Genomic DNA, 22,403 nt, shown 5'->3' with positions numbered 1-22,403 from the left:
TAGAAATGATATACGGAGTAGACGTTTTTACTTTCCATGATGTTCTGGAAATATGTAAAAAACCTAATAAAGCCAAGCTGAACAAAGCCGCAAAAGAACAGATCTTAAAATCTCAGAAAAACGTACAGAAAATAGTTGAGTCCGATCGTTGTGTATATGGAATCAATACCGGATTCGGGCCACTGTGCGATACCAAAATATCAGCTGATGAAACAGCACAGTTACAGTATAATCTGATTATTTCTCACGCAGTAGGAGTTGGAAAGCCCATTGATAAAGAACTTTCCAAAATCATGATGATCGCTAAAGTACATGCGTTGTCAAAAGGGTTTTCAGGAGTTTCTCTGGAAGTGATTGAGAGAATGATCCTGATGCTTGAGAAAGATATTGTTCCTGTGGTGCCTGAACAGGGGTCTGTAGGAGCTTCAGGTGACCTTGCTCCTTTGGCACACCTTGTATTGCCTTTACTTGGATTGGGGCAGGTTTGGGAAGGAGATCAGGTTTCCGATACCATGGCAGTTCTGGAAAAACATAATCTGGAACCATTAGCTTTAGGACCGAAAGAAGGATTAGGGTTAATCAATGGAACACAGTTTATTTTAGCCCATTCCATCAAAGGATTGGAAAAATTTGAATATCTGCTCGACCTTGCTGATATGACTGCTGCAATGAGTATTGAAGCATATAGAGGATCTGCAAGTCCTTTCAAAAAAGAACTTCACGAGATCAGACCTTTTGAAGGAAGCAGGAAAGTGGCGGCAAGAATGCTTAAATTCTTAAAAGGATCAGAAAACCTGAAAGCTCATGAAGACTGTGAGAGAGTTCAGGATCCTTATTCCATGAGATGTGTACCACAGGTACACGGAGCAAGCAGAAATGCATTTGAGCACCTTAGAAGTATGGCAGAAACGGAACTGAATTCTGTAACTGATAACCCAATCGTGTTAAGTGCGGAAGAATCTATTTCAGGAGGAAATTTCCATGGGCAGCTGATGGCCTTACCATTAGACTATGCAACACTGGCTGCTGCGGAATTAGGAAATATTTCAGACAGAAGAAGCTATTTATTGCTGGAAGGAAAATATGGACTTCCAAGATTATTAACGGAAAGCTCGGGACTGAATTCAGGATTCATGATTCCGCAATATACTTCTGCAGCTTTGGTAACAGAGAATAAAACATTATGTTTCCCGGCATCAGCAGACTCTATTCCTACAAGTTTAGGACAGGAAGATCACGTTTCTATGGGAAGCATCTCCGGAAGAAAGTTCAATCAGGTTCTTGGAAACCTGGTGAATATCTTATCCGTTGAATTAATGTTTGCAGCCCAGGGGCTGGAATTCAGAAGACCTTCCAAATGTTCTAAAATTATTGAAGAGAACTTTACCATCCTTCGCTCTAAAGTGGCTAAACTTGAAGACGACAGGCTGATCGGTAAAGATATGCTGGCTATTGCAGAACTGATCAACGAAAGAAAATTCATTGTCAACTAAAACATACAACAAAAGCTTCCGGAAAAGGGAGCTTTTTGTTTTTCATTCATCGTTAAAATTTAAAAATATGACCTTACTCAGAACAGATTCTGATCATCCCGATTTCCGAAATCTTGTAAAATCCCTTGATGCTACTTTGGCAGAACATAATGGTGACACAGATGATTTCTTTGCTCAGTTCAATACAATAGATGCTATCAAAAACTGCATTGTTGCCTATATCGATGATATTCCTGCAGCTTGCGGAGCATTCAAACCGTTTTCAGAAGATACGGTAGAAATCAAAAGAATGTTTACAGATCCTGAATTCCGTAAAAGAGGATTGGGAGCTGCTATTGTAAAAGAACTGGAAGCCTGGGCAACAGAATTAGATTATCAAAAAGCAGTACTGGAAACTTCTAAAGATCTTACTAATGCTATTTCCGTTTATGAAAAAAATGGATTTTATAAAATCCCCAACTACGGACAGTATATAGACGTTGAAAGCAGTGTTTGCTACGAAAAAGTTTTATAAGCCGGGGGAACAGAAATTTCATAAAAAAATAAAACATTTATAAATTTTCCGTTTTAACGGAGATAATAAATCCTTATTCAAAATTTTTTAGATCAAAACCTATGTATCTATGTTGTTGAAAAAAAACAACATAGATACATAGAACTTTTATTCCTTATTCTTGGCAGAATTCAGATTATTAATATTCATGTAATGCTAAATTCACTATTTTAAAGTTTGTAATTCCCGGCAAAGTGTTATATTGTGATACCAATCAAAATGATAACATATGAAAAAAACTGTATTCCTCTTAGCAATATTTTTTGCTTTAAACTCGTGTACCAGAGAAGAACTTCAGAATGAAAATTCAAAAATAGAAATGGCTCAGAAAGATCCGCTGACCGAAAAGCAGATCAATGAAAGAATCAATCAGGCCATTAAGACTGATGGAAGTTTCAACTGGAAAAATGAGTCGGATCATTTCGTATGGAGTGCTGTCTTCCGTGGAAACAGAATGGTATCCATAGGGTTCGGCTCTTCTAAGGATGATTTCGACCGAAGTAAATCCCCGGACAACCAGAAAATAGAAAAAGAACTTTTATCGGTCATTAAAAAATATGAAGGAAAAGATGAAAGAAACTTTATTCTGCTTTCTGATCAGTATCTGAACCAGATGGATGTCATTATTGAGAAAGAAGAAACGATTGCTGCTCTTCGTCAGATGAAAACAGTCCGTTATCTGGAGCCGGGAGACTATCATTATTTTGAAAATGAAAGCAAATACAATACGGCAGAGAAATCTTCAGGCAGCGGTTCATCAGGATGTGGATTTTCATCAACAGCTTTAAATACGGCAGATTATACTTCTACCACTCCGGGTGCCAAAATACCATGGGCTTTTACCAAACATAATATACCTGATGCATGGAGTTATAGTACAGGAGCCGGTGTTACCATCGGTCTGATTGATACGGGAGTTTCTCCGGAACAGGTTTTACTGGGTGGAAGCTTTAATAACGGAGCTTCTTCAGGAAGAACCATCACCAAACTGGGAGTGTATAACTCAGACGGCTCAGGAGATCAGTGTGGTCATGGAACGAAGATGGCTTCAGTGATGGCTGCTCCGAGAAATAATGCAGGATTGCCTGTAGGAGTGGCTTATAATGCCAACCTTATTGCTTACAGGGCAGCTGCAAACGTTGTGCTGGAAACATCCAGTGAGCAGACTGCAGTGAAAACAGCATTTACTGAGCTGGGAAATAATACCAATGTGAAAATCATCTCCATGTCAATGGGGCATATCTTTTCAGTAGGAAAAATTGAAGATGGTGTAAAATATGCATATTCTAAAGGTAAACTTATCTTTTGTGCCGGAGGAACCTCTACCAGCTTTACAAACTTTGTAGGAGTAATCTTCCCTGCATCAATGTCAGAAACACAGGCGATCACGGGAGTAAAAGAAGGTACCTCCAATCAGAAATGTGACGTTTGCCATTCCGGAAGCCAAATCGATTTTACCTTCCAGATGGAAAGAGCTTCAGGAAATACTGTTCCGGTTCTAAGCTACTATAACGGTCAGGCTGATTATGTGGGTGGTTCTTCAGTAGCTACAGCCGCTACAGCAGGAATTGCAGCTTTGGTATGGGCTAAAAATCCGTCATGGACAAGAGAGCAGGTGCTTAATAAAATGAGACAGGCTGCTACTTATTATCCAACTGCAAATTCCAGCTACGGTTATGGAAATATCAATGTTTTAAAAGCAGTACAATAGTACATTCATTCCATTATAAGAAAAGGGAACAGTTCATCAGAGCTATTCCCTTTTTGTTTTTAATAAACAGCATAGACCCATAGAATTGACTTTCGTAAAAAAAATCTTACCAAATAAATTGTATAGAAATGATGAGTCCTTGTGGTTAGTTTATCCTATCCAATCCGTACGCTGGTCATACTTAATGATCCGCCAATCAGTTCATCATTAAATAAAGACAGCTCTTCAGACTGATCTTTCAGCCCCAAAGTATAGAGTAAGGGCAGATAATGATCAGGAGTAGGAACGGCATATTGTAAAAATGTTCCTTGCTTCTGGTAATCGATAATGTTCCGGAAGTTTCCATCCAGAAGCCAGTTGTTGGTTTTTTCTCTTGCTTCCACAGCCCAGTCCCATCCGGCTCCTACGGTATTGATATTTTTCCAGTCGATCATTCGGAGGTTATGAACAATATTTCCGCTTCCGATAATCAGAATTCCCTTTTCACGGAGTTTATTCAGCCTTTTGGCCAGATCATAATGATATTGCGGAGGCTTGGTATGGTCTATGCTCAGCTGGATGACAGGAATATCTGCATCAGGGTACATATGTCTGATCACAGACCAGGCACCGTGATCTAATCCCCAGCTGTGGTCTTCTTCCACTCCAATAGGCAGCAGAAGCTCAGCCGTTTCCTGGGCCAGTTCCGGACTTCCCGGGGCTGGATATTGTACCTCAAAAAGTTCTTTGGGAAAACCGTAAAAATCATGAATGGTTTTAGGCATTTCCATTGCGGTGACAAAAGTTCCCGGAGTATACCAGTGGGCAGAGATACAAAGAATAGCATTCGGCTTAGGGATCTCTGTGGCTGCTTTGCGGAAGCCCTGTACAAATTGATTTTCTTCAATAGCATTCATAGGAGAGCCGTGTCCCAGAAACAGGACTGGCATTCTTTGAGTACTTTTGAAGCCTTCACTTATATTTTGAAGATCGTTAAGATTCATAATGAATGAAGATTAAAATTTAAAAAACACTTGAGTTCAAAGCTTAAGTGATTCAATAGGTATTCAAAAACAAAAGGTTCAGGGGCTTTAGTAAAAATCCCTGAACCCTTTATCATGTATGTTAAAAATTATGCTTGTTTTACAAACTGTAATTCACCGGCAATTTTTACATCATCACTTACCATTACACCTCCTGCTTCCAGAGCTGCATTCCAGTTCAATCCAAAATCTTTTCTGCTGATCTTTCCTTCAAAAGAGAAACCTGCTTTGGTATTTCCCCACGGGTCTACATTGATTCCCCCGAACTCTACATCAAGCGTTACAGGTTTTGTAATCCCGTTGATCGTAAGGTTTCCGATTACCTGATCATTCAGTTTCTGAGATTCGAAAGTAATGGTTGGGTGAGCTTCACAATTGAAGAACTCAGCAGACTTTAGGTGGTTGTCTCTGTCTGTGTTATTGGTAAATACAGAATCCGTCTGGATTGTAGCAGTAGTTTTTGCATTGGCAAAAGTATCATCTTCAGCTTCAATTTCTGCATTGAAGGTTCTGAAGTTTCCTTTTACGTTAGAGATCATCATGTGTTTTACTTTGAAAGTAATTTCACTATGCGTTGGGTCTAGGTTCCATTTTGTAGCCATTGTATTGTGTATTTTTGTTATTATTAATGATGCAAATTTAGAACAGAACGCCTATACAAATCATTGATATAGGATAAGAAATGTATTTTGATAAAAAATAATGAATCTTCATACTGCACTCTGCATTTCATTTATCGTTTTTAGGAGCTTTTTCCCGCTATCCACTCATACTCCTCGCTCCTGGGCGCTTCCATAACTTCATCCCATCTGCTATCCGGTTCATGCTGCGGGGTAACCGTTACTATCGGGGCTAGGGCCTTTCTCCTCATTACCTCAGCCGTCATGGCGAGAAATAAGGCTCCCAAGCTACCTTATCAAGATTTAGACTTCAATAACACCCTTTATCAATTTCTACTATTAAGTTAAGAAATAATTTCCTTCAACCCAGTAATTTCATTTTATGAATGTTTTATTTTAACATTTCTTAACGGATGGTTTTTATTTCTTATTTTTGAAGGATTCAATTTTATACAATGAAATTACATAGATTTTCTTTATTGATGCTGGTTCTGGGAGGTTCAGTATGGGCCCAGACCCAGAAGTTTACCATGGCGGAGGCTGTAAATGGGATGAGAACCAACCTTGCAGTGAAAAATATTTCACAGTTTTCATGGGCTGCAGACAGCAAATCTTATATTCAGGCAGTAAAAGGCGGATATCTGATTACAGACCTGAAAACCAATAAACAGGATACCCTGATATCTTTATCTCAGCTGAACAGACATCTTTCTAATGATAAGCTGAAGGCTGTTCCTGCCATTAAATTTACCGGAACATCTCAGGGATATTTCAGCACAGGAGGGAAAATGTCCTGGATCGAAAAATCAGGAAACGACTGGAAAGTAAAAAGTTCTGCAGCAATAGACCAGGATGCGGCCAACATAAAAATGTTTGGTGACGGTCAGACTTTTGCCTTTACCGCAAAGAATAATTTATTTGTCAATAAAAACGGAAAAACGATTGCTGTAACCAATGAGGCTAATGAAAATATCATCAGCGGCCAGGCAGTTCACAGAAATGAATTCGGAATTGATACCGGAATTTTTCCCGCTCCGAACTCAGAAAGCGTAGCCTTCTACAGAATGGATCAAAGCATGGTGGCCGATTACCCGATCATCGACTGGTCTGTAACGCCTGCCGTAAACCACAATATTAAATACCCGATGGCGGGTCAGACCTCTCATCAGGTAACATTGGGTGTTTTCAATATCAAAACCCAGGCAACTACGTTCCTGAAAGTTGAAGGAGAAAAAGATCAGTATCTGACATCCGTAACATGGAGCCCGGATTCAAAATATATCTTTGTAGCAGTACTGAACAGAGGTCAGAATCATATGAAAATGAACCAGTATGATGCCGCTACCGGAGCACTGGTGAAAACTTTATTCGAGGAAACAGACAGTAAATATGTGGAACCACAGCGTCCCCTTACTTTCTTCCCGAATTCCAATACTGATTTTATCTGGCAAAGTCAGAGAACAGGATACAATCACCTTTTCCACTACAGTCTGGAGAAAGGATTGGTGGCACAGATCACAAAAGGAGACTGGCTGGTAACAGAAATCTTAGGATTCAATGAGAAGAAAAAGGAAATCTATTTTACATCCACTAAAGAAACTCCTTTAGAAAGACACCTGTATAAGATCAACTGGACGAATTTCAAAATGCAGAGACTGGATTCTGCAGAAGGAATGCACGCCGGGATTCTGAGCAGTGACGGGAATTATATCTATGATGCCTACAGCAATGCCAATACCCCAAGAGTTGCCAGTATCATTAATACCGCTAATTTAAAATCTACCAATATCCTTACCTCTGAAAACCCATTAAAGAACTATCAGAGACCCGAAATTAAAAACGTAGAATTAAAAGCCGATGACGGAACACCATTGTACGGAAAAATTATTCTTCCAACGAATTTTGATCCTAACAAAAAATACCCGACAATTGTCTATCTATACAACGGACCTCACCTGCAGCTGATCACCAATACTTTCCCGGCATCAGGAAACCTATGGTATGAGTATATGGCTCAGAACGGATACATTATCTTCACAATGGACGGAAGAGGTTCTGCCAACCGTGGGATGAAGTTTGAGCAGGCTGTTTTCAGAAACCTGGGAACAACAGAAATGAATGATCAGATGAAAGGAGTAGATTATTTAAAATCGCTTCCTTATGTAGATGCTGACAAAATGGGAATTCATGGATGGAGCTTCGGAGGATTTATGACAACAAGCTTTATGCTTCGCAAACCTGATGTCTTCAAAGTTGGAGTAGCAGGAGGCCCTGTAATTGACTGGAGTATGTATGAGATCATGTACGGAGAAAGATATATGGACTCTCCACAGGAAAACCCACAGGGATATGCCACGGCAAACCTTCTGGATAAAGTTCAGAATCTGAAAGGTAAATTACTAATGATTCACGGAGCACAGGATGATGTTGTGGTTTGGCAGCATTCTATAAAGTTCATCAAGTCTGCGGTTGATAACGGGGTTCAGTTAGATTATTTTGCTTATCCGGGACATCCGCATAATGTGATCGGAAAAGACAGAGTTCATCTGATGCAGAAAATCACAGATTATTTTGATCAGTATCTGAAAAAATAAATATAAAAGCTATCTCATGATGAGGTAGCTTTTATTTTAACGATAATACACCAGAAGTGTTTTAGCAGAAAACCATTTTTAATAATTTCTACGGAATCTTCGCTTGTTGGTGTTTATGTGTAAGTTACTCATAAAATTCTTTAACGGTATAGTTTTCCTTATTAAGTCTGTTCAATTCTTTAATTAGATAATACCTGTGCAGAAAACCGGTCAGAACAACTATTTTCTTATGAGGATTTTTTACAGCTGTATGATAAATATTCTTAGCCATCGTCTGATTTCTCAGGTCCCAGAAACCTGACATTAATTTAAATCCTTCCCTGTAGCTTATTTTTTCACCATTGGGTTTAGTGGCAAATCGTTGTGCAAACTCCTTTCTGCTATCTGTGATTTTTATTAAATCTGTGTACTGGGCATTCTGTCTTCTTTCAGAAACTTTGTCTGTTGCCTTATTATTGAAATTTTCAGGCGATAATTCTGCTGTTTTCATCAATTCTTTAGTACTGTTCAGAAAACCTTCATAGAGTTTTGTTTCCGCCTGCGTCAGTTTTTTTACTTTGTATAAACTGTCAATCAGTTTTACAGATAAGTTGTCAGCGGGTACCATGCCTTTTTCTTTTCTATACTGATTCCTGTTTTCAAAATCAAAGGGAAGTCTCAGTGTTCCGGGATATTTTTTCAGATATAAATTACTTGCTGTAATCTCATTGCCTTTAATGCTCTTATCTGTTTCGTATTCTTTCATTCCCTGGCTGTCAACTTCATGAAGGATAATGTCAGGTTTGATCTTATCGAGGATATCAAATAATATTTTGGGATGGTAATTCGGAACACTGTCATGTATATTTCCGATCACGTAGATTTCGGTTTTGTTTTGTGAAAAATAAAAATTAGTAATCAGAAGAAGGATAAGTGTCAGTGTGGATTTCATTTTCATAAAGTTATAGCTCTCAAATATAAAGAAGTTTATATCAGTGGCAAAAAAGTAAACTGAGAATCTGTGTGGATAAGCTTCGATCTTACCAAACATCAATGTTTCTGATTTGGGTTTACCGTAATTTTGTATCACTAAAATCAACAATATGGAATTAGGAATAGGAATGTTCGGGGATCTGGCTTTTGACCAGTCAACCGGAAAATATAGAGATGCAGGAATTAAAATCCGTGAAATACTGGAACAGGTAAAATTGATGGATGAGGCAGGCATTGATGTTTTTGCCATGGGCGAGCACCACCGCCCGGATTACGCTGTTTCTTCACCGGAAATGGTATTGGCGGCAGCGGCAAGTATTACAAAAAATATAAAACTGGCAAGTGGAGTTACAGTTTTAAGCTCCTCAGAACCTGTAAAGGTATATGAAGACTTTTCAACATTGGATCTGATCTCAGACGGAAGAGCAGAAATATTCGTAGGACGTGGAAGCTTCATTGAATCTTTTCCTTTATATGGATATTCATTAAATGATTATGAGGAACTTTTCGATGAAAAGCTTGAGCTCTTATTGAAAATAAATACTGAAGAGAATGTGACATGGTCTGGAAAGCTGAGAGCCCCTATGCAGAATCAGACTGTTTATCCAAGGGCAAAAAATGACGGTAAGCTTGCGATCTGGAGAGCTGTAGGAGGTACCCCACAATCTGTACTGAGTGCAGCACAGCTGGGAATGCCGTTGGTAGTAGCAATTATTGGAGGAATGCCGATCCAGTTTAAAAACCTGATTGAGTTCTATAAACAGGAATATCAAAAGGCGGGACATGATGTTTCAAAGATGCAGATTGCCATTCACTCCCATACTTTTGTGAGTGATGATCAGAATATGGTAGACGGATATTTCAATACCTATAAATCCCAAATGGATAGAATAGGGGCATCAAGAGGATGGGCACCTTACACCAAAATGCAGTACGATGGCGGAAGAAGCAAGGACGGCGCATTATTTATCGGAAGCCCGGCAGAAGTAGCAGATAAAATTGCCTATATGAAAGAGATCTTCGGGATTACAAGATTTATCGGGCATATGGATGTGGGAGATCCTGCTCATGATATCATGATGAAGTCTATAGAACTGTTCGGAAATGAAGTAAAACCCATGATACAGGGATTGTAATAACAGTATGAATTTATCCACAAAAGTCGCAAAAGTTTTTAGACACTTTAGTTTTTTAATGTAACAGGATGATGCAGATAAGGACACCTTAGTTGTATGAAAATCTTTGATTTTCAACTTCTGTGAACTTATTTATTCAGCATCATTTTAACTTACTTAGTTGAACTGAAGTTTAAAATATAGCTTTTGTTACTTTTGTGGTTTTAAATTAAATAATTTCAATCAGGCTTCCCCTTTCCTCATCCTTGATAATCGTAAGGGCCTTAGGAATCTTCTCTTTAAGCTCTTCAACGTGCGAAATAATTCCCACAATTCTGTTTTCCTTCATCAGGTTGGTCAATGTTTCAAAGACAATATTCACTGATTCTGTATCCTGGGTTCCGAACCCCTCATCAATAAAAAAGAAATTTTTGTCAGCCTGTGCATTAGCCTGAACACTTTCAGCCAGGGCCAAAGCAAGGCTCAATGATACCTGGAAAGCCTGTCCTCCGGAAAGCGTTTTCACACTTCTGCTTCTGCCTTCGTTGAGGTAGTCTATAATTTCAAAATCATTATTTTCATTAAGCTGCAGGCTCAGTTGATTTCTCGTCATTCTGTGAAAACGTACATTGGCATGATCGCAGAGCTGTCTCAGATAAATAGATGAAACATACTGTACAAAACCTGCTCCTTTAAAAAGATTCATCATCAGCCTAAGATTTTCAGCACGTTTCTGAAGCTTTGCAAGTTCTTTCAGAAGACTTTCTTTTTTGATGTATTCCTTTTCCAGACGGTCTATTTCGGCAGTCTTTGTTACCACAGAATCACTGATCTGCTTTTGCTCACCTTGAGCTTCGGTGAATAGCTTTTCGGTCAGAGAGAAGTGTTCATCATCAAATGAAAGATCTTTCAGTTTTATTTCCAGCTCTTCTATGAATTTCTTCAGCGTTTCAAAATCAATGTTAAACTTCTGGATTGTATTTCTGTTTTGCTCAATATTGATTTCCTGAAGTAATATATTTTCGACTTCTTTAAACTCCGTGAAGTTTTGGGCAGCCAAAGCATTGGTCATGCTATTTCTGTTTTCTGAAATTTCTTTTTCCAGCTCAGCAATCTGCTTTTCAGCCTGGCTGACAATGGTTTTTTGTGCAGCGAGCTGAGGAGCAAGTATTTTTTCTTGCTGTACTGCCTTTTGGTAATTTTCTTCTGTTTCTTTATTCGATACAACTAGTTTCTGATAGGCATTTTCAACCTCTGCTATTTCCTTTTGTTCATAAGCGGTCCAGGTCAGAATTTTAAGGCTGGAAAGGCTGATTTTGATCTGTTCCTCTTTACTCAGTTCTTTGTTTTTAAAATCGTCTAATGCGGTTCTGAACTTTTCGAGAAGCTGATTTTCCTTTTCCAGATTTTCCCTTTCCAGGGCAATGTTCCGGTCGGTTTCTTCAACCTTTTTTTCCAGCGCAAAAGAATCGGAGCGCTTTTTTTCAAAGTCATCCTCCTGATCCGGGGAAAAAGGCTTCCATGTAAATTGCTGCAGATGTTTTTCAAGATCTTTCTGAATCTGAAGCAGGGTGTTCTGCTCAGTGCGGAGCTGTTCTTCAAATATTTTTTTGCGGTCCAGGATTTTATCGATTTCAGCTTCCTGTTTTTGAATTTTACCAATCTCTTGCTCAATCACTGTTACACTTTCCTGAAGTTCCAGAAGTTCATTGTTTACATCCTGAATTTCTACAATATGCGGATGCTCCTGAGAACCGCAAAGAGGACAGTTTTCACCGTCATGAAGTTCACTGGCAAAACGGGAAAGTTCTTTCTGAACCTTCAGATGATCCAGTTTGTGGGAAAGCTCTTTTTTCTTTACTTCTAATATTTCCTTTCGGGATTTAAAATCTTCTTTAAAATTCTCATGATAGCTGAAAGGCTTTAATTCCTCTGCAATTTCTCTGATCTGCTTCTGGTGTTTTCCTATCTTTTCCGTTTGATCGTAATGAGATTTTTTTAAACTTTTTTGCTGGATAAACCAGTTCCCAACTTCAGAAAGCAAAGCCGGATCCAGTTTCTGTTCCTTTAATGCTTTAATATGTGCAGAAAGTTCATCAATCTTTTTTTGAATCTTGTCCTTATTAAGGTTGACTTCTTTTACCTTTTCAGAACCTTTTTGAGTCCGTTCCTTTAAGATTTTGATTTCATCGTTGAAGGTGAGAATCTGAATAATCAGGTGAAGGTCATTCTCCTGTATTCTGGATTGCTCTAAGGCTTTAAACTGAGGTTCAAGAGCTGCGAGCTGATCTTTTAGTATTTGAAACGCCTTTTCGGTTTCCTGTAATATTTTGCTTTGCTGTTCTTTTTCATTTTGTTTGGTTGCAATTTCTTTTGAAAGCTTATTTTTCTCTGCAATCAAAGGATTGAAAAGCCTGAAAACCCGGTCATATAAATTGGTTTGTATTTCCAGTGCATCAATGGCAGGCTTCTGTCCGGAGAGTATTCCAAACTTTTCCCTGTTCAGTTTTAAACTTTCAAAATCACTTTTCAGGCTCTTCAGCTGTTGATAATTGTACGTTATTTTTTCCAGTTTTTCATTGGCCTCAGAAAGTTTTTTTTGTTCTTCTGCCAAAAGATTCTTCTGTACCTGGATTTTTTCTTCATTGATCTCTTCAAAACCTTTTAGTTGTCCTTCAAGCTGATCCAGTTCAGACCTGTTTTTTACATGAAGTGCAGAAACATTATTCTGTAAATCATAACGCTGCAGGCTGAAGATTTCCTTCATCATATTGGTTCTTTCCGCAGCACCCAATTCCAGGAACTCTTTAAACTGCCCCTGTGGAATAATGATCGTCCTTTTGAAGTTGGAATAGCTCAAACCTATAATCGCTTCAGCATTGGAATGGTCTAAAGGAATCCATTTATTGTCAGTATACTGGTAAAAAGTAACAGCATTGGGTTTTACCTCTTCGAATTTTTTTGAATTCCGTTTAAAATCACGGGTCGCACGGAACAGTTTATTCTCATAATTGATGAAATCAAACTCAATGTAAGAACTGTTTGATTTTAAATTCATCATATTGTAAGCCCTTTTGTCACGCATATTCAGACGCTCGGTTTCTCCATATAAGGCAAATGAGATCGCTTCAAGAACCGAAGACTTTCCGGATCCTACAGCCCCGAAAATACCGAATAATCCGGCCTCAGTAAGATTTTTAAAATCAATGGTCTGGCGTTCCTGATAAGAATATAAACCTTCGATAGTTAATTGAACAGGGATCATGGGCTATGCATTTAAAATTTCGTTAAACAAATTCATCAGTTCTTCATTGGCTTCCTGCCCTCCGTTTTTAGATTTAAAATATTCCCTGAACAATATCTCAATATTCTGGTTTAAATTGATTTCATGGCTTTGCTGTTCCGTCAGTTCCCTGTTTTTAACCCTTGGAATAAGGTGTACGATTCCGTTATGGGACTGATAGAGCAGTCTTCTTTCATCAGCCGTTAAAAAAGTTTCACTTTCCAGCGTCAGTTCAATGAATGTATTGGGGTTTTCTGTAAGCCACTGAACCGTATCTTCAACAGATGAAAATGTTTTTCTTACCAATGTTCTGCCATTATTCAGAACTTTCTTCTCATACGAAACAGGCTTTCCCGGTTCTGCATCAATAATGGAAACATATTTGGTCTGCCCGGCTTCACTGAAACTGTAGCATAATGGTGAAGAAGAATAAACTACCGGTTTTTCTTTTGTACCGATGTTCTGAAAACCATGGAGATGCCCTAATGCAGTATACTGGATCTGCTCCGGGATTGCATCAGAGAATATCAGATCGGCATTTCCGATCTTAATAGGCTTTTCACCTTCCGGTTCTTCCAGAATTTCCGCACCTCTTTTATTCATATATAAATGAGCAGTCAGAAGATTAACTCCGGATGCGTCACAAAACTCATCTGCAAGTTCCTGCCAGGTTTGTGAAAGTACTTTGTTGATTTCCTCCTCTTTATTTTCTCCGAAATATTCCTTTAAACGGATCTCGTTGGCATAAGGGGTATGCAGAATTCTTACAGGAAAATCAATATTTTCAATCGCAAGTTCTATAAATCCCGGTTTCGAGTTCAGAATTCTGAAATGTTCCGAATCCAGCGGCGTGATCTCAGCTTTAGGATGACCGATTAAAATGATTCCGCATTCCCGGGCCAGGGGATCAGGTGCATTGATCAGGTTCGGGGAATCATGGTTTCCGGAAATGGCAATCACCGGACGCTTACCATTCAAAGATAAACGCTTGAGAGTCTTATAAAAAAGTTCAACAGCTTCTACTCCCGGATTGAAATTATCAAAAAGATCTCCCGCAACAAGCACAAGGTCTGTGTTTTCCTGATCGGCAATGGCAATGATCTCTTCCATCACCAGGATTTGCTCTTCAAGACGGGAAAAGCGGTCCAGTCGTTTTCCTAAATGCCAGTCGGCAGTATGCAGAATTTTCATAAAAGATTTATCAATGTTTAAAAGAAATATAATAGTATAATTCAGATTTAGAATTCTCCGGAAATGATTTTTGAGTCTTCAAAGATAAATGAAACTGTACTTTTTTTAATACGGTTTACCTTAATCGATCAGGAATACTTCAGCGAAAAAAGTTGTTGGCAGCTGAAAACAAATTTCCAGTTTCAATCCTAATTGGATTTTTAAAAGTAATTAAATGGATCAACGTACAATTCTCATTGCTGATGATCTTCGTTTGTTTTGAAACCTGCCTGAATTTGTTTTAAACGTGCTTTCCTTTCTGCTTCGGCACTTTGTATCTTCCGTTTTTTCTGATCAATTTTCTTTTTATTTTTTTTCCTGTTGGCTTCGTTGTTTTTGCTCATAATTGTTGGTGACAAATAATTTTATAGGTAAGCAATAGCTTCATCAAAAATACTAAAGATTGAGAGCTTAACCAATTTTAGTCGGTAAGTCTGGTAAAATGTTTTAATTTTACATCGTTATGGAAGAAAAATCAAAAGATCCTTTACACGGAAAAAGACTTGATGCCATTCTTGAGGAACTGGTAGAATACTATAAAGGATTTGAGAAATTGGGTGAACAGATCAATATCAAATGTTTTACAGATAACCCGAGTATCAGCTCATCTCTGAAGTTTCTAAGAAAGACACCCTGGGCAAGAACCAAGGTTGAAAGCCTGTATCTTTTTGTACTGAGACAGAAAAAGAGGGATGAATCCAGGAATAAGAAGTAGAAAGCCAGAAAGCTGAAAGAAAGAAATCATAGGTAAAGGTACTCCTGACTGTTCTTTATGCCTTTCATAGCTTCCTTCTTCCATCTCCCGGCTTCCAAACTCATCAATTCATTTCAAAAACAGTATATTTGTGCTATTAATCGTGAAAGAACTCACGAAAAAAAAGAAAAATATGACAATTGAAAACAATCACGTTGTATCTGTAAAGTATATACTTCACACCATTGAAGAAGATGGAAGTAAAGTTCTTGTAGAAGAAACAACAACAGAAAATCCACTTACATTTTTGTACGGTGTGGGAATGATGATTCCAAAGTTCGAGCAAAATATCCTTGGTTTGAAAGCTGGTGATAAAGCAGATTTTACCATTCAGCCTGAGGAAGCTTATGGAGACAGACAGCCTGATGCTATTGCACAGTTACCGGTTGAGATGTTTAAAGAATCAGGGCTTCCGCCAGTAGGAGCTATTTTACCATTATCCGATAACCAGGGGAATAATTTCCAGGCGTTTGTGGTAGAAATTACACCGGAAGTTGTAGTAGCAGACCTTAACCATCCAATGGCAGGGAAAGTGTTGGATTTCCAGGTAGAAGTTTTAAACACACGTCCGGCTACAGAAGAAGAGTTGGCACATGGCCATGCTCACGGAGTTGACGGAACAGATACTCACTAAGAAATAATAAAAATGTCCGGTTTTTTCCGGACATTTTTTGCTAAAATAATCCACATAGTACATCGTTTTCCAAAAGAATCCTATGCATCTATGTGGTTTTTATACTTTAATATACGTTTGGCATTCTCCGCTGGAGGGTGACAAATCTATGATTTGACGGGGTGGTTTTACAACGCATTCTCACATTTTACCCACATTATTCCGCATCATATTCCGTAACATCAATAAACGTCAGAAACCACTGTCCTCCAATCTTTGTCATGACAAACCTGAATCCGTTGACAGGAGCTTTTTCCCTGGTATTCTCAGCAAGCGTTACGAAAACTACATTTTTAGCATTCGAATTGATCTTAAAAATCTCCTGGTCTTTTACAGCATACTGCTCCAAAAACTGATCAGCATAATTATTGACAGCATTAGAGTTGAACTGGGCAAACAATCCTTCTTTTTTCCACTTCTTATTTTTCGGGTCATATTCACCGGTGGCATCACCAAACTGTATGGGAAACTCATTCCTTATATTCCAGGCTTTTTGAATATAACCCAAAGGCATACCGAAATCAACATCTTCATTTAATACAAATCCAAGATCGCCACCACTTTTAAAAAGGATACCCACACCGTAGGTTTTGTCTATATATTTATTCATAAGATCTCCGTTTTTAGTCTGGAAACCTTTTAAAATATCAGTGACAGCTGCTGCAATTTGTTTTTTGTCATCAGCAGTCTGAGCATGGATAAAACTGAAACTGCAAAGCAGAAACAGCAATGTGTACATATAATTCTTCATATCAATTAATCTAAAAATTCACCTGAAACATAATACCAGCGTTCATGCATTTTCTGGAAAATGGAAAATTCGTGATGGATTTGCGGATCACCATCCTGATCCGTATAATAAGCTTTGAATTCTACATGGTTTAAAGCAGGTGTCTGAATGATCTCCAGTTTTGTCCATTGATTGATCTCACCCCATTCCTGAAGGTCTTTCTTATTGTGGTATTTCCTTTTTCCGGGAAGCGTGGTTTCCATCAGGTATTCACCATTCGGAATGGCAAAAGCAGAAAACCGTGAACGCATCAGTGCTTCTGCGGTAGGAGCATGCTTCTCTCCTGTATGATAAGGTTTGCAGCACACTTCATAGGTCTTTCCGGAACAGCAGGGACAATTCATCTTTACTTAAAATTTTAATGCCACAAAAATAGTAAATATCAATAGAAATGGACTTTTAGCGTATTAAAAAAAATAAACCAACATTCTGATCTGCGAGAAAAGAACCCTTAGAATCGGAATAAAAAAAGAAGCACTCTAAAAGAATGCTTCTCATTATATTATTTAATAAATCCTCTGTTTCTCAATAAAGGTTTGATATCCGGATCATGGCCTGTGAAATCTCTGAACGCCTGGTTAAGGTCTACAGAATTTCCTACAGAAAGGATATATTTTCTGAAACGGTCACCATTTTCCCTGGTTAATCCACCGTTGTTTTTGATCCATTCCCATGCGTCATTATCCAATGTTTCAGACCATAAATAAGCGTAATATCCGGCAGAGTATCCACCACCCCAGATGTGTGCAAAATAAGGCGTATGATATCTTGGCGGAACAGTTGCCAACGTGAATCCATGGCTGGTCAATGACTGTTTTTCAAAATCTAAAACAGGAATAAACTGGCTTTCGTTCGTTACTGTATGCCAATCCATATCCAAAGCTGCAGCAGAAACAAGTTCAGTAGTCATGTATCCCTGGTTGAAAGTAGAAGCTTTTTTAATTTTTTCTACCAAAGCCTGAGGAATCGGCTGTTTTGTTTCGTAATGAACTGCATAATTCTTCAGAACAACAGGATCTAAAGCCCAATGCTCATTGATCTGTGAAGGGAACTCTACAAAGTCTCTCGGTACATTGGTTCCGGAAAGAGAAGGATATTTCTGGCTCGCAAACATTCCGTGGATAGAATGACCAAATTCGTGGAAAATTGTTGAAACATCATCATAACTGATTAATGAAGGTTTTCCCGGAGCCGGTTTCTGGTAATTGTAGCAATTCACAATAACAGGTTTGGTGCCCAGTAAATAAGACTGCTCAACGAAATTACTCATCCATGCGCCGCCATTCTTGGAATCTCTTGTGTAAAAATCAAGGTAATAGATCGCAATAGATTTTCCATCATGATCAAAAACTTCATAAGTCACTACATCAGGATGGTAAACGGGAAGATCTGTTCTCTTTTTGAACGTCAGTCCATAGAATTTTTCAGCAGCGAAGAAAACTCCTTTCTCTAAAACCGTTGTGATTTCAAAGTAAGGTTTTATTTCACTTTCATCAAGATCATACTTAGCTTTTCTTACCTGCTCCGCATAGAAATTCCAGTCCCATGGCTCTACTTTGAAGCCTCCTTTCTGCTGATCGATAAGATCCTGGATATCTTTTGCTTCACGCCTTGCTGTCTCCACTGCCGGAGTTGCAATCTGATTCATCAGTTTAGTGGCGGCTTCAGGAGTTTTGGCCATCTGGTCCTGAAGTTTCCATTCTGCGAAATTCTTTTTACCAAGCGTCTGAGCTTTTTTCAGTCTGAGCTTAGCCAGTTTTTCAATGGTTTCTCTGGTATCATTGGCATCACCTTTCTCAGCTCTTGTCCATGATGCCTTGAAAAGCTTCTCCCGGGTTGCTCTGTTTTTTAAATTCTGTAAAAGAGGTTGTTGCGTTGTATTTTGTAAAGCCAAAAGATATTTTCCGGGCTGTCCTGCAGTTTTAGCATCAGCTGCTGCCGCTGCAATTTCATCAGTGGAAAGTCCGTCAAGTTCTTTTGCATCAGAAAAGAATACACCGCCCTGCTTTCTGGCTTCCAGCAATTTGTTGGCATACTGGGTAGAAAGAGAGGCCAGCTCCTGGTTGATCTGCTTCAGCTTTTCTTTGTCTGCTGCCGAAAGATTAGCACCTGCAATTTCAAAGTTTTGTTTGTAAAACTGAACAAGTCTTTTACTTTCAGTATCCAGGCCATCTTCTTTGATAGACTTTATTCTTTTATAAAGATTTTCATTCAGGTACATTTTATCAGAATGGGCTGCAAAAACAGGAGCATATTCTTCATCTAAGGCCTGAAGGGTAGAATTGGTATTCGCACTGGTAAGATTCGAGAACACCGTTACTGCTCTTTTCAGTACTTCACCACTTTTTTCCAACGCTACAATGGTGTTTTCAAAAGTTGGAGAAGCCGGGTTGTTGGCAATTTTTACTATTTCAGCTTCATGTTGTTTTAAACCAAAATCAAAAGCAGGTTTGAAATGCTCATTTTTGATTTTGTCAAATTCCGGAGTTTCATACTGAAGCTTGCTTTTCTTCATCAATGGATTTGAAGATAAAGAGGGATCAGGAGCAGGAAGTTCCTGTTGAATATCGGTCTGTTTCATTGTAGTACAAGATTGATTGAACGCCAAGGCAGAGATTAATAATACCGACGAAATATTCTTCATAAATAGAGTTGTTATTAAAGCATAAAGATATTAAAAACTTGTATCATAGCGTATATTTTGGATAAGGTATTTCATGAGAAAAGCCTGCTGTGGATCTCCGGGTTGCCATCAGTGGTATAGCATCTTTTTGAAAATTTATATTGCAGACTGTTAAGGTATTTTCGTAAGTAATGTAATATTTTTTATAAATTAGTTGTCTTTTAAGTAAGAAATCAAAAAAATAATCGAAAAAAGAAATAAATATGAAAACAAGGAATCTTTTTATTCTTTCAGCCTTAGTGGTATTGGCCTCATGCAATGAGAGACATGAGAAAAAAGACAGGGAAAAAAGTAACTGGGTAGAGAAAGTAGTAAATACGGAAAGCGGACCTGTACAGCATAAAGAGTTCAATGGGGATTTTGATGAAATTCAGGTTTCCCAGGCAATAGAAGCTGAGGTGATAAAATCAGATGTAGAAAAAGTGGAAATTTCTGCTCCTCAGAATATCATTGATGAAATACTTGTGGACAATGAAGGCGGAAAACTGCATATTCATTATAAACCTGGTATCAGGGTGATGAATATTCATAAAGTAACAGCAAAGATTTATGCTAAAGACTTTTCAAAGCTTCTTGCTGATTCAGCGGCAAAAATTAACGTAAAAGATAAGTTTACCCAGGAGAAAACAGACATAGAGGTTTCAAGTGCAGGAAGTATCTCCGGAGATCTGGAAGCGAATGATATGGATATCAACGTGAGCAGCAGCAGTAATTTCAGTGGAAAAATATGGGCTGTGAATCTTGATATTGAGTCATCTTCAGGATCATCTCTTGACCTTTCCGGAAAAGCAAAGCATGCAGACATCAGTGCTTCTTCGGGAGCCAGTGTTTCAGCTAAAGGTGTTATTGCTGACAATGTGGAAGCTGATGCCTCCAGCGGAGCAAATGTTCAGATCAGCGCTGTGTCTTCTGTGAAAGCAGGAGCGTCTTCCGGAGGAAGTGTTGATATTGCTAAAAAAGGAGAGCTTCAAAATGTGAGTAAAGAAGAGAGCAGTGGCGGAAGCGTAAACATCCAATAAATCAATCCTGAGATTCTTCCTCATCTTCTTCTTCCGCAGATGGGGAAGAGTCCCAATTCCGGTTATCGAAATTAAGATTATCATAAGCCAATAATTCCTCCTCACGCTGGAGGATTTCTTTTGTACTGAATAAGGTAATATCCTGGTCTTCCGCCATCTTTGCCAGCTTTCTGACAGAAGCTTTATCAATGGCCATAAATCTTTGCCCCAGACGTCTTGCTGCATATTTTCTCATTCCTGTTTCATGAAGTACATCAACAGCCATATCCACTGCAGTTCCTAATGTTTCACGGTAAATATGATTGATTCCGTTGTTGAGATATTCGTAGGCATCAATTCTGTTTTTAGCCCTTACAAAAATTTTCACTTCGGGATAATGTTCACGCACAAGCTCGGCAATAAACATATTATCATCCGGGTCATCAAGACACAGGACCAAAATTTCAGCATCTTCAATTCCTGCAGCTCTCAGAATGGGAATTCTGGTAGCATCTCCATAATATACCTTGAAGCCATAGCTTCTCAGAAGTTTTACACGGTCTGAATCTCTGTCCAGGATGGTAGCTGATATTTTATTGGCCTTCAAAAGACGTCCTACTGTACTTCCGAAATGCCCAAATCCTACAATGATAATCTTCTTTTGGCTCACATCATTATCCAGAATATTGAAATCATTTTCTTCCTCAGGAATTTCTTTAATGAATTTCGGGGTGATAAACCGATCATTAACAATCAACAGGATAGGGGTGATACACATTGTAATGGCGGTTACAGCCATCAATTGCGCATTCAGCTCCGGGCTGAGAAGGTAAAGATCCGAAGCATAGTTGATCAGTACAAAGGCAAACTCTCCCACCTGCGAAAGGGCAAAGGCATAGAAAAGACTTTGCGGTGTATCTATCCTGAAAAACTTCCCGATTGCATATAAAACAATAAATTTTACGGCCAATACCGCAAAAACAGTACTGAAGATAAATAGGGGATCACCCTTAATGATGTTAAAATTGATGGTTGAACCTACACTGACAAAAAAGACAGCCAGCAACAGCCCTTTAAAAGGATTGATCTGTGCCTCCAGTTCGTGCCGGAACTCACTGTTGGCAAGCATTACACCAGCGAGGAATGCTCCCAATGCCGGAGAAAGCCCGATAACGATCATCAGCTCAGAAACTCCGATGACCAGAAATAAAGAAGATGCTGTCAACAGTTCAGCCATTCCTGCTTTTGAAACATATCGTAAAAAAGGGACAAACACATATCTTCCCAACAAGATCAGCAGGACCACACCCAGAATTACAGTACCTGCCTGTAGCCATTCCGGAAGTTTCTGGATCAGGATCTGAATTTCATTATCATGATGTTTGGCTTTATAATTTGCAATAATTGGAAGAATAGCCAGAATAGGAATCACTGAAATATCCTGAAACAGTAATGTGGAGAATGAAGCTTCTCCGGCAGTGGTTTTGAAATTGTTTTTCTCCTGTAATGTCTGAAGCACTATGGCAGTAGAAGACAGGGCAAAGCACATAGATACAGCAATGGCCTTATCAATTCTCCATCCTACGCTGACGAAGACTATAAATAGCAACGAAATAGTGAGCAACATCTGTGAGAGTCCCAAACCCATGATCTTCTTTCGCATTTCCCAGAACTTTCTGGGTTCTAATTCAAGTCCTACGATAAATAAAAGCATAATGACCCCAAATTCACTGGCATGCATAATGTCGTTTACATTATTTCCTGTGAGCCTGAGTACATAAGGGCCAATAATGATTCCTCCTAAAATATAACCGATCACAGAACTCAGTCCTAATTTTCTGGCCAATGGAACCATGATGATGGCTACACCCAGAAAAATTAATGTGTTCATCGCTAAGCTGGATTCCATATG

General features: G+C 38.7%; 18 protein-coding genes. 8 read left to right on the top strand and 10 right to left on the bottom strand.

The annotated features are described in order from the left end of the window. The first annotated feature begins 5 nt into the window (after positions 1 to 5). From hutH to ACTJJF_RS19630, 3 genes are all read left to right on the top strand, one after another. Positions 6 to 1,493 carry a histidine ammonia-lyase gene (gene hutH, locus ACTJJF_RS19640; protein ID WP_440700744.1) on the top strand — a complete coding sequence of 496 codons (1,488 nt, stop codon included), beginning with the start codon at positions 6 to 8 and terminating at the stop codon, positions 1,491 to 1,493. Between the two features lie 67 nt (positions 1,494 to 1,560). Further along, complete coding sequence (locus tag ACTJJF_RS19635; RefSeq protein ID WP_312301787.1) at positions 1,561 to 2,007, top strand: GNAT family N-acetyltransferase; 447 nt, start codon at positions 1,561 to 1,563, stop codon at positions 2,005 to 2,007. A 268-nt stretch (positions 2,008 to 2,275) separates the two neighbouring features. After that, a complete protein-coding gene (locus ACTJJF_RS19630) occupies positions 2,276 to 3,757 on the top strand; it encodes a S8 family peptidase (RefSeq protein WP_440700743.1) in 1,482 nt (493 codons plus the stop codon). 155 nt (positions 3,758 to 3,912) lie between these two features. Here the strand turns inward: ACTJJF_RS19630 and ygiD are convergent, their stop codons facing one another. Together ygiD and ACTJJF_RS19620 are read right to left on the bottom strand one after the other, a co-directional pair. After that, positions 3,913 to 4,740, bottom strand: coding sequence for a 4,5-DOPA dioxygenase extradiol (gene ygiD, locus ACTJJF_RS19625; RefSeq protein WP_312301790.1), 828 nt, complete (start codon positions 4,738 to 4,740; stop codon positions 3,913 to 3,915). 128 nt (positions 4,741 to 4,868) lie between these two features. After that, on the bottom strand, positions 4,869 to 5,381 hold the full coding sequence (locus ACTJJF_RS19620) for a YceI family protein (protein ID WP_312301792.1): 513 nt from the start codon (positions 5,379 to 5,381) through the stop codon (positions 4,869 to 4,871). A gap of 473 nt (positions 5,382 to 5,854) precedes the next feature. Here ACTJJF_RS19620 and ACTJJF_RS19615 point away from each other — a divergent pair, with 473 nt between their 5' ends. After that, entirely contained in the window at positions 5,855 to 7,993 is a 2,139-nt protein-coding gene (locus ACTJJF_RS19615; protein WP_440700742.1) for a DPP IV N-terminal domain-containing protein, read from the top strand. Between the two features lie 124 nt (positions 7,994 to 8,117). Here ACTJJF_RS19615 and ACTJJF_RS19610 read toward each other — a convergent pair whose 3' ends face one another. Then, positions 8,118 to 8,924, bottom strand: a complete 807-nt coding sequence (locus tag ACTJJF_RS19610; RefSeq protein WP_440700741.1) for a hypothetical protein — start codon at positions 8,922 to 8,924, stop codon at positions 8,118 to 8,120. 151 nt (positions 8,925 to 9,075) lie between these two features. On the opposite strand from ACTJJF_RS19610, the gene ACTJJF_RS19605 reads away from it, so the two are divergent. Continuing rightward, a complete protein-coding gene (locus ACTJJF_RS19605; RefSeq protein ID WP_440700740.1) occupies positions 9,076 to 10,101 on the top strand; it encodes an LLM class flavin-dependent oxidoreductase in 1,026 nt (341 codons plus the stop codon). 208 nt (positions 10,102 to 10,309) lie between these two features. Here ACTJJF_RS19605 and ACTJJF_RS19600 read toward each other — a convergent pair whose 3' ends face one another. The 3 genes from ACTJJF_RS19600 to ACTJJF_RS19590 all read right to left on the bottom strand — a co-directional run bounded on the left by ACTJJF_RS19600 (position 10,310) and on the right by ACTJJF_RS19590 (position 14,937). Next, positions 10,310 to 13,345, bottom strand: coding sequence for an AAA family ATPase (locus tag ACTJJF_RS19600; RefSeq protein WP_440700739.1), 3,036 nt, complete (start codon positions 13,343 to 13,345; stop codon positions 10,310 to 10,312). A gap of 3 nt (positions 13,346 to 13,348) precedes the next feature. Next, positions 13,349 to 14,554 carry a metallophosphoesterase family protein gene (locus tag ACTJJF_RS19595; RefSeq protein ID WP_440700738.1) on the bottom strand — a complete coding sequence of 402 codons (1,206 nt, stop codon included), beginning with the start codon at positions 14,552 to 14,554 and terminating at the stop codon, positions 13,349 to 13,351. Positions 14,555 to 14,787: 233 nt separating this feature from the next. Continuing rightward, positions 14,788 to 14,937, bottom strand: a complete 150-nt coding sequence (locus tag ACTJJF_RS19590; protein ID WP_440700737.1) for a hypothetical protein — start codon at positions 14,935 to 14,937, stop codon at positions 14,788 to 14,790. A gap of 119 nt (positions 14,938 to 15,056) precedes the next feature. Here ACTJJF_RS19590 and ACTJJF_RS19585 point away from each other — a divergent pair, with 119 nt between their 5' ends. Continuing rightward, positions 15,057 to 15,308, top strand: a complete 252-nt coding sequence (locus tag ACTJJF_RS19585; RefSeq protein ID WP_312301803.1) for a VF530 family protein — start codon at positions 15,057 to 15,059, stop codon at positions 15,306 to 15,308. A 172-nt stretch (positions 15,309 to 15,480) separates the two neighbouring features. After that, positions 15,481 to 15,981 (top strand): FKBP-type peptidyl-prolyl cis-trans isomerase, encoded by a 501-nt coding sequence (locus ACTJJF_RS19580; RefSeq protein ID WP_123841201.1) that lies wholly within the window; start codon positions 15,481 to 15,483, stop codon positions 15,979 to 15,981. 196 nt (positions 15,982 to 16,177) lie between these two features. On the opposite strand, the gene ACTJJF_RS19575 is transcribed toward ACTJJF_RS19580, so the two are convergent. From ACTJJF_RS19575 to ACTJJF_RS19565, 3 genes are all read right to left on the bottom strand, one after another. Beyond that, a complete protein-coding gene (locus tag ACTJJF_RS19575) occupies positions 16,178 to 16,771 on the bottom strand; it encodes a hypothetical protein (RefSeq protein WP_440700736.1) in 594 nt (197 codons plus the stop codon). 5 nt (positions 16,772 to 16,776) lie between these two features. After that, the gene (locus ACTJJF_RS19570) at positions 16,777 to 17,154 is read right to left on the bottom strand and encodes a YchJ family protein (RefSeq protein WP_440700735.1); all 378 of its coding nucleotides are present in this window, start codon (positions 17,152 to 17,154) and stop codon (positions 16,777 to 16,779) included. 158 nt (positions 17,155 to 17,312) lie between these two features. Beyond that, complete coding sequence (locus ACTJJF_RS19565) at positions 17,313 to 19,454, bottom strand: M3 family metallopeptidase (protein ID WP_440700734.1); 2,142 nt, start codon at positions 19,452 to 19,454, stop codon at positions 17,313 to 17,315. 242 nt (positions 19,455 to 19,696) lie between these two features. On the opposite strand from ACTJJF_RS19565, the gene ACTJJF_RS19560 reads away from it, so the two are divergent. Further along, entirely contained in the window at positions 19,697 to 20,512 is an 816-nt protein-coding gene (locus ACTJJF_RS19560) for a GIN domain-containing protein (RefSeq protein WP_312301813.1), read from the top strand. A gap of 1 nt (position 20,513) precedes the next feature. Here the strand turns inward: ACTJJF_RS19560 and ACTJJF_RS19555 are convergent, their stop codons facing one another. Next, positions 20,514 to 22,400 carry a monovalent cation:proton antiporter-2 (CPA2) family protein gene (locus tag ACTJJF_RS19555; RefSeq protein WP_312301814.1) on the bottom strand — a complete coding sequence of 629 codons (1,887 nt, stop codon included), beginning with the start codon at positions 22,398 to 22,400 and terminating at the stop codon, positions 20,514 to 20,516. Between the last annotated feature and the right edge of the window lie 3 nt (positions 22,401 to 22,403).

Origin of the sequence: Chryseobacterium sp. 22458 (genome assembly GCF_052044975.1) — a bacterium.
GTDB lineage: Bacteria > Bacteroidota > Bacteroidia > Flavobacteriales > Weeksellaceae > Chryseobacterium.
Note: the sequence above shows the minus strand (reverse complement) of the source record. Positions and strands in the feature narration are given on the sequence as shown.

Bases quoted from the DNA above. Each gene is read 5' to 3' on its own strand.
- hutH (WP_440700744.1), top strand. From the start codon at position 6: ATGATATACGGAGTAGACGTTTTTACTTTCCATGATGTTCTGGAAATA.
- ACTJJF_RS19635 (WP_312301787.1), top strand. From the start codon at position 1,561: ATGACCTTACTCAGAACAGATTCTGATCATCCCGATTTCCGAAATCTT.
- ACTJJF_RS19630 (WP_440700743.1), top strand. From the start codon at position 2,276: ATGAAAAAAACTGTATTCCTCTTAGCAATATTTTTTGCTTTAAACTCG.
- ygiD (WP_312301790.1), bottom strand. From the start codon at position 4,740: ATGAATCTTAACGATCTTCAAAATATAAGTGAAGGCTTCAAAAGTACT.
- ACTJJF_RS19620 (WP_312301792.1), bottom strand. From the start codon at position 5,381: ATGGCTACAAAATGGAACCTAGACCCAACGCATAGTGAAATTACTTTC.
- ACTJJF_RS19615 (WP_440700742.1), top strand. From the start codon at position 5,855: ATGAAATTACATAGATTTTCTTTATTGATGCTGGTTCTGGGAGGTTCA.
- ACTJJF_RS19610 (WP_440700741.1), bottom strand. From the start codon at position 8,924: ATGAAATCCACACTGACACTTATCCTTCTTCTGATTACTAATTTTTAT.
- ACTJJF_RS19605 (WP_440700740.1), top strand. From the start codon at position 9,076: ATGGAATTAGGAATAGGAATGTTCGGGGATCTGGCTTTTGACCAGTCA.
- ACTJJF_RS19600 (WP_440700739.1), bottom strand. From the start codon at position 13,345: ATGATCCCTGTTCAATTAACTATCGAAGGTTTATATTCTTATCAGGAA.
- ACTJJF_RS19595 (WP_440700738.1), bottom strand. From the start codon at position 14,554: ATGAAAATTCTGCATACTGCCGACTGGCATTTAGGAAAACGACTGGAC.
- ACTJJF_RS19590 (WP_440700737.1), bottom strand. From the start codon at position 14,937: ATGAGCAAAAACAACGAAGCCAACAGGAAAAAAAATAAAAAGAAAATT.
- ACTJJF_RS19585 (WP_312301803.1), top strand. From the start codon at position 15,057: ATGGAAGAAAAATCAAAAGATCCTTTACACGGAAAAAGACTTGATGCC.
- ACTJJF_RS19580 (WP_123841201.1), top strand. From the start codon at position 15,481: ATGACAATTGAAAACAATCACGTTGTATCTGTAAAGTATATACTTCAC.
- ACTJJF_RS19575 (WP_440700736.1), bottom strand. From the start codon at position 16,771: ATGAAGAATTATATGTACACATTGCTGTTTCTGCTTTGCAGTTTCAGT.
- ACTJJF_RS19570 (WP_440700735.1), bottom strand. From the start codon at position 17,154: ATGAATTGTCCCTGCTGTTCCGGAAAGACCTATGAAGTGTGCTGCAAA.
- ACTJJF_RS19565 (WP_440700734.1), bottom strand. From the start codon at position 19,454: ATGAAGAATATTTCGTCGGTATTATTAATCTCTGCCTTGGCGTTCAAT.
- ACTJJF_RS19560 (WP_312301813.1), top strand. From the start codon at position 19,697: ATGAAAACAAGGAATCTTTTTATTCTTTCAGCCTTAGTGGTATTGGCC.
- ACTJJF_RS19555 (WP_312301814.1), bottom strand. From the start codon at position 22,400: ATGGAATCCAGCTTAGCGATGAACACATTAATTTTTCTGGGTGTAGCC.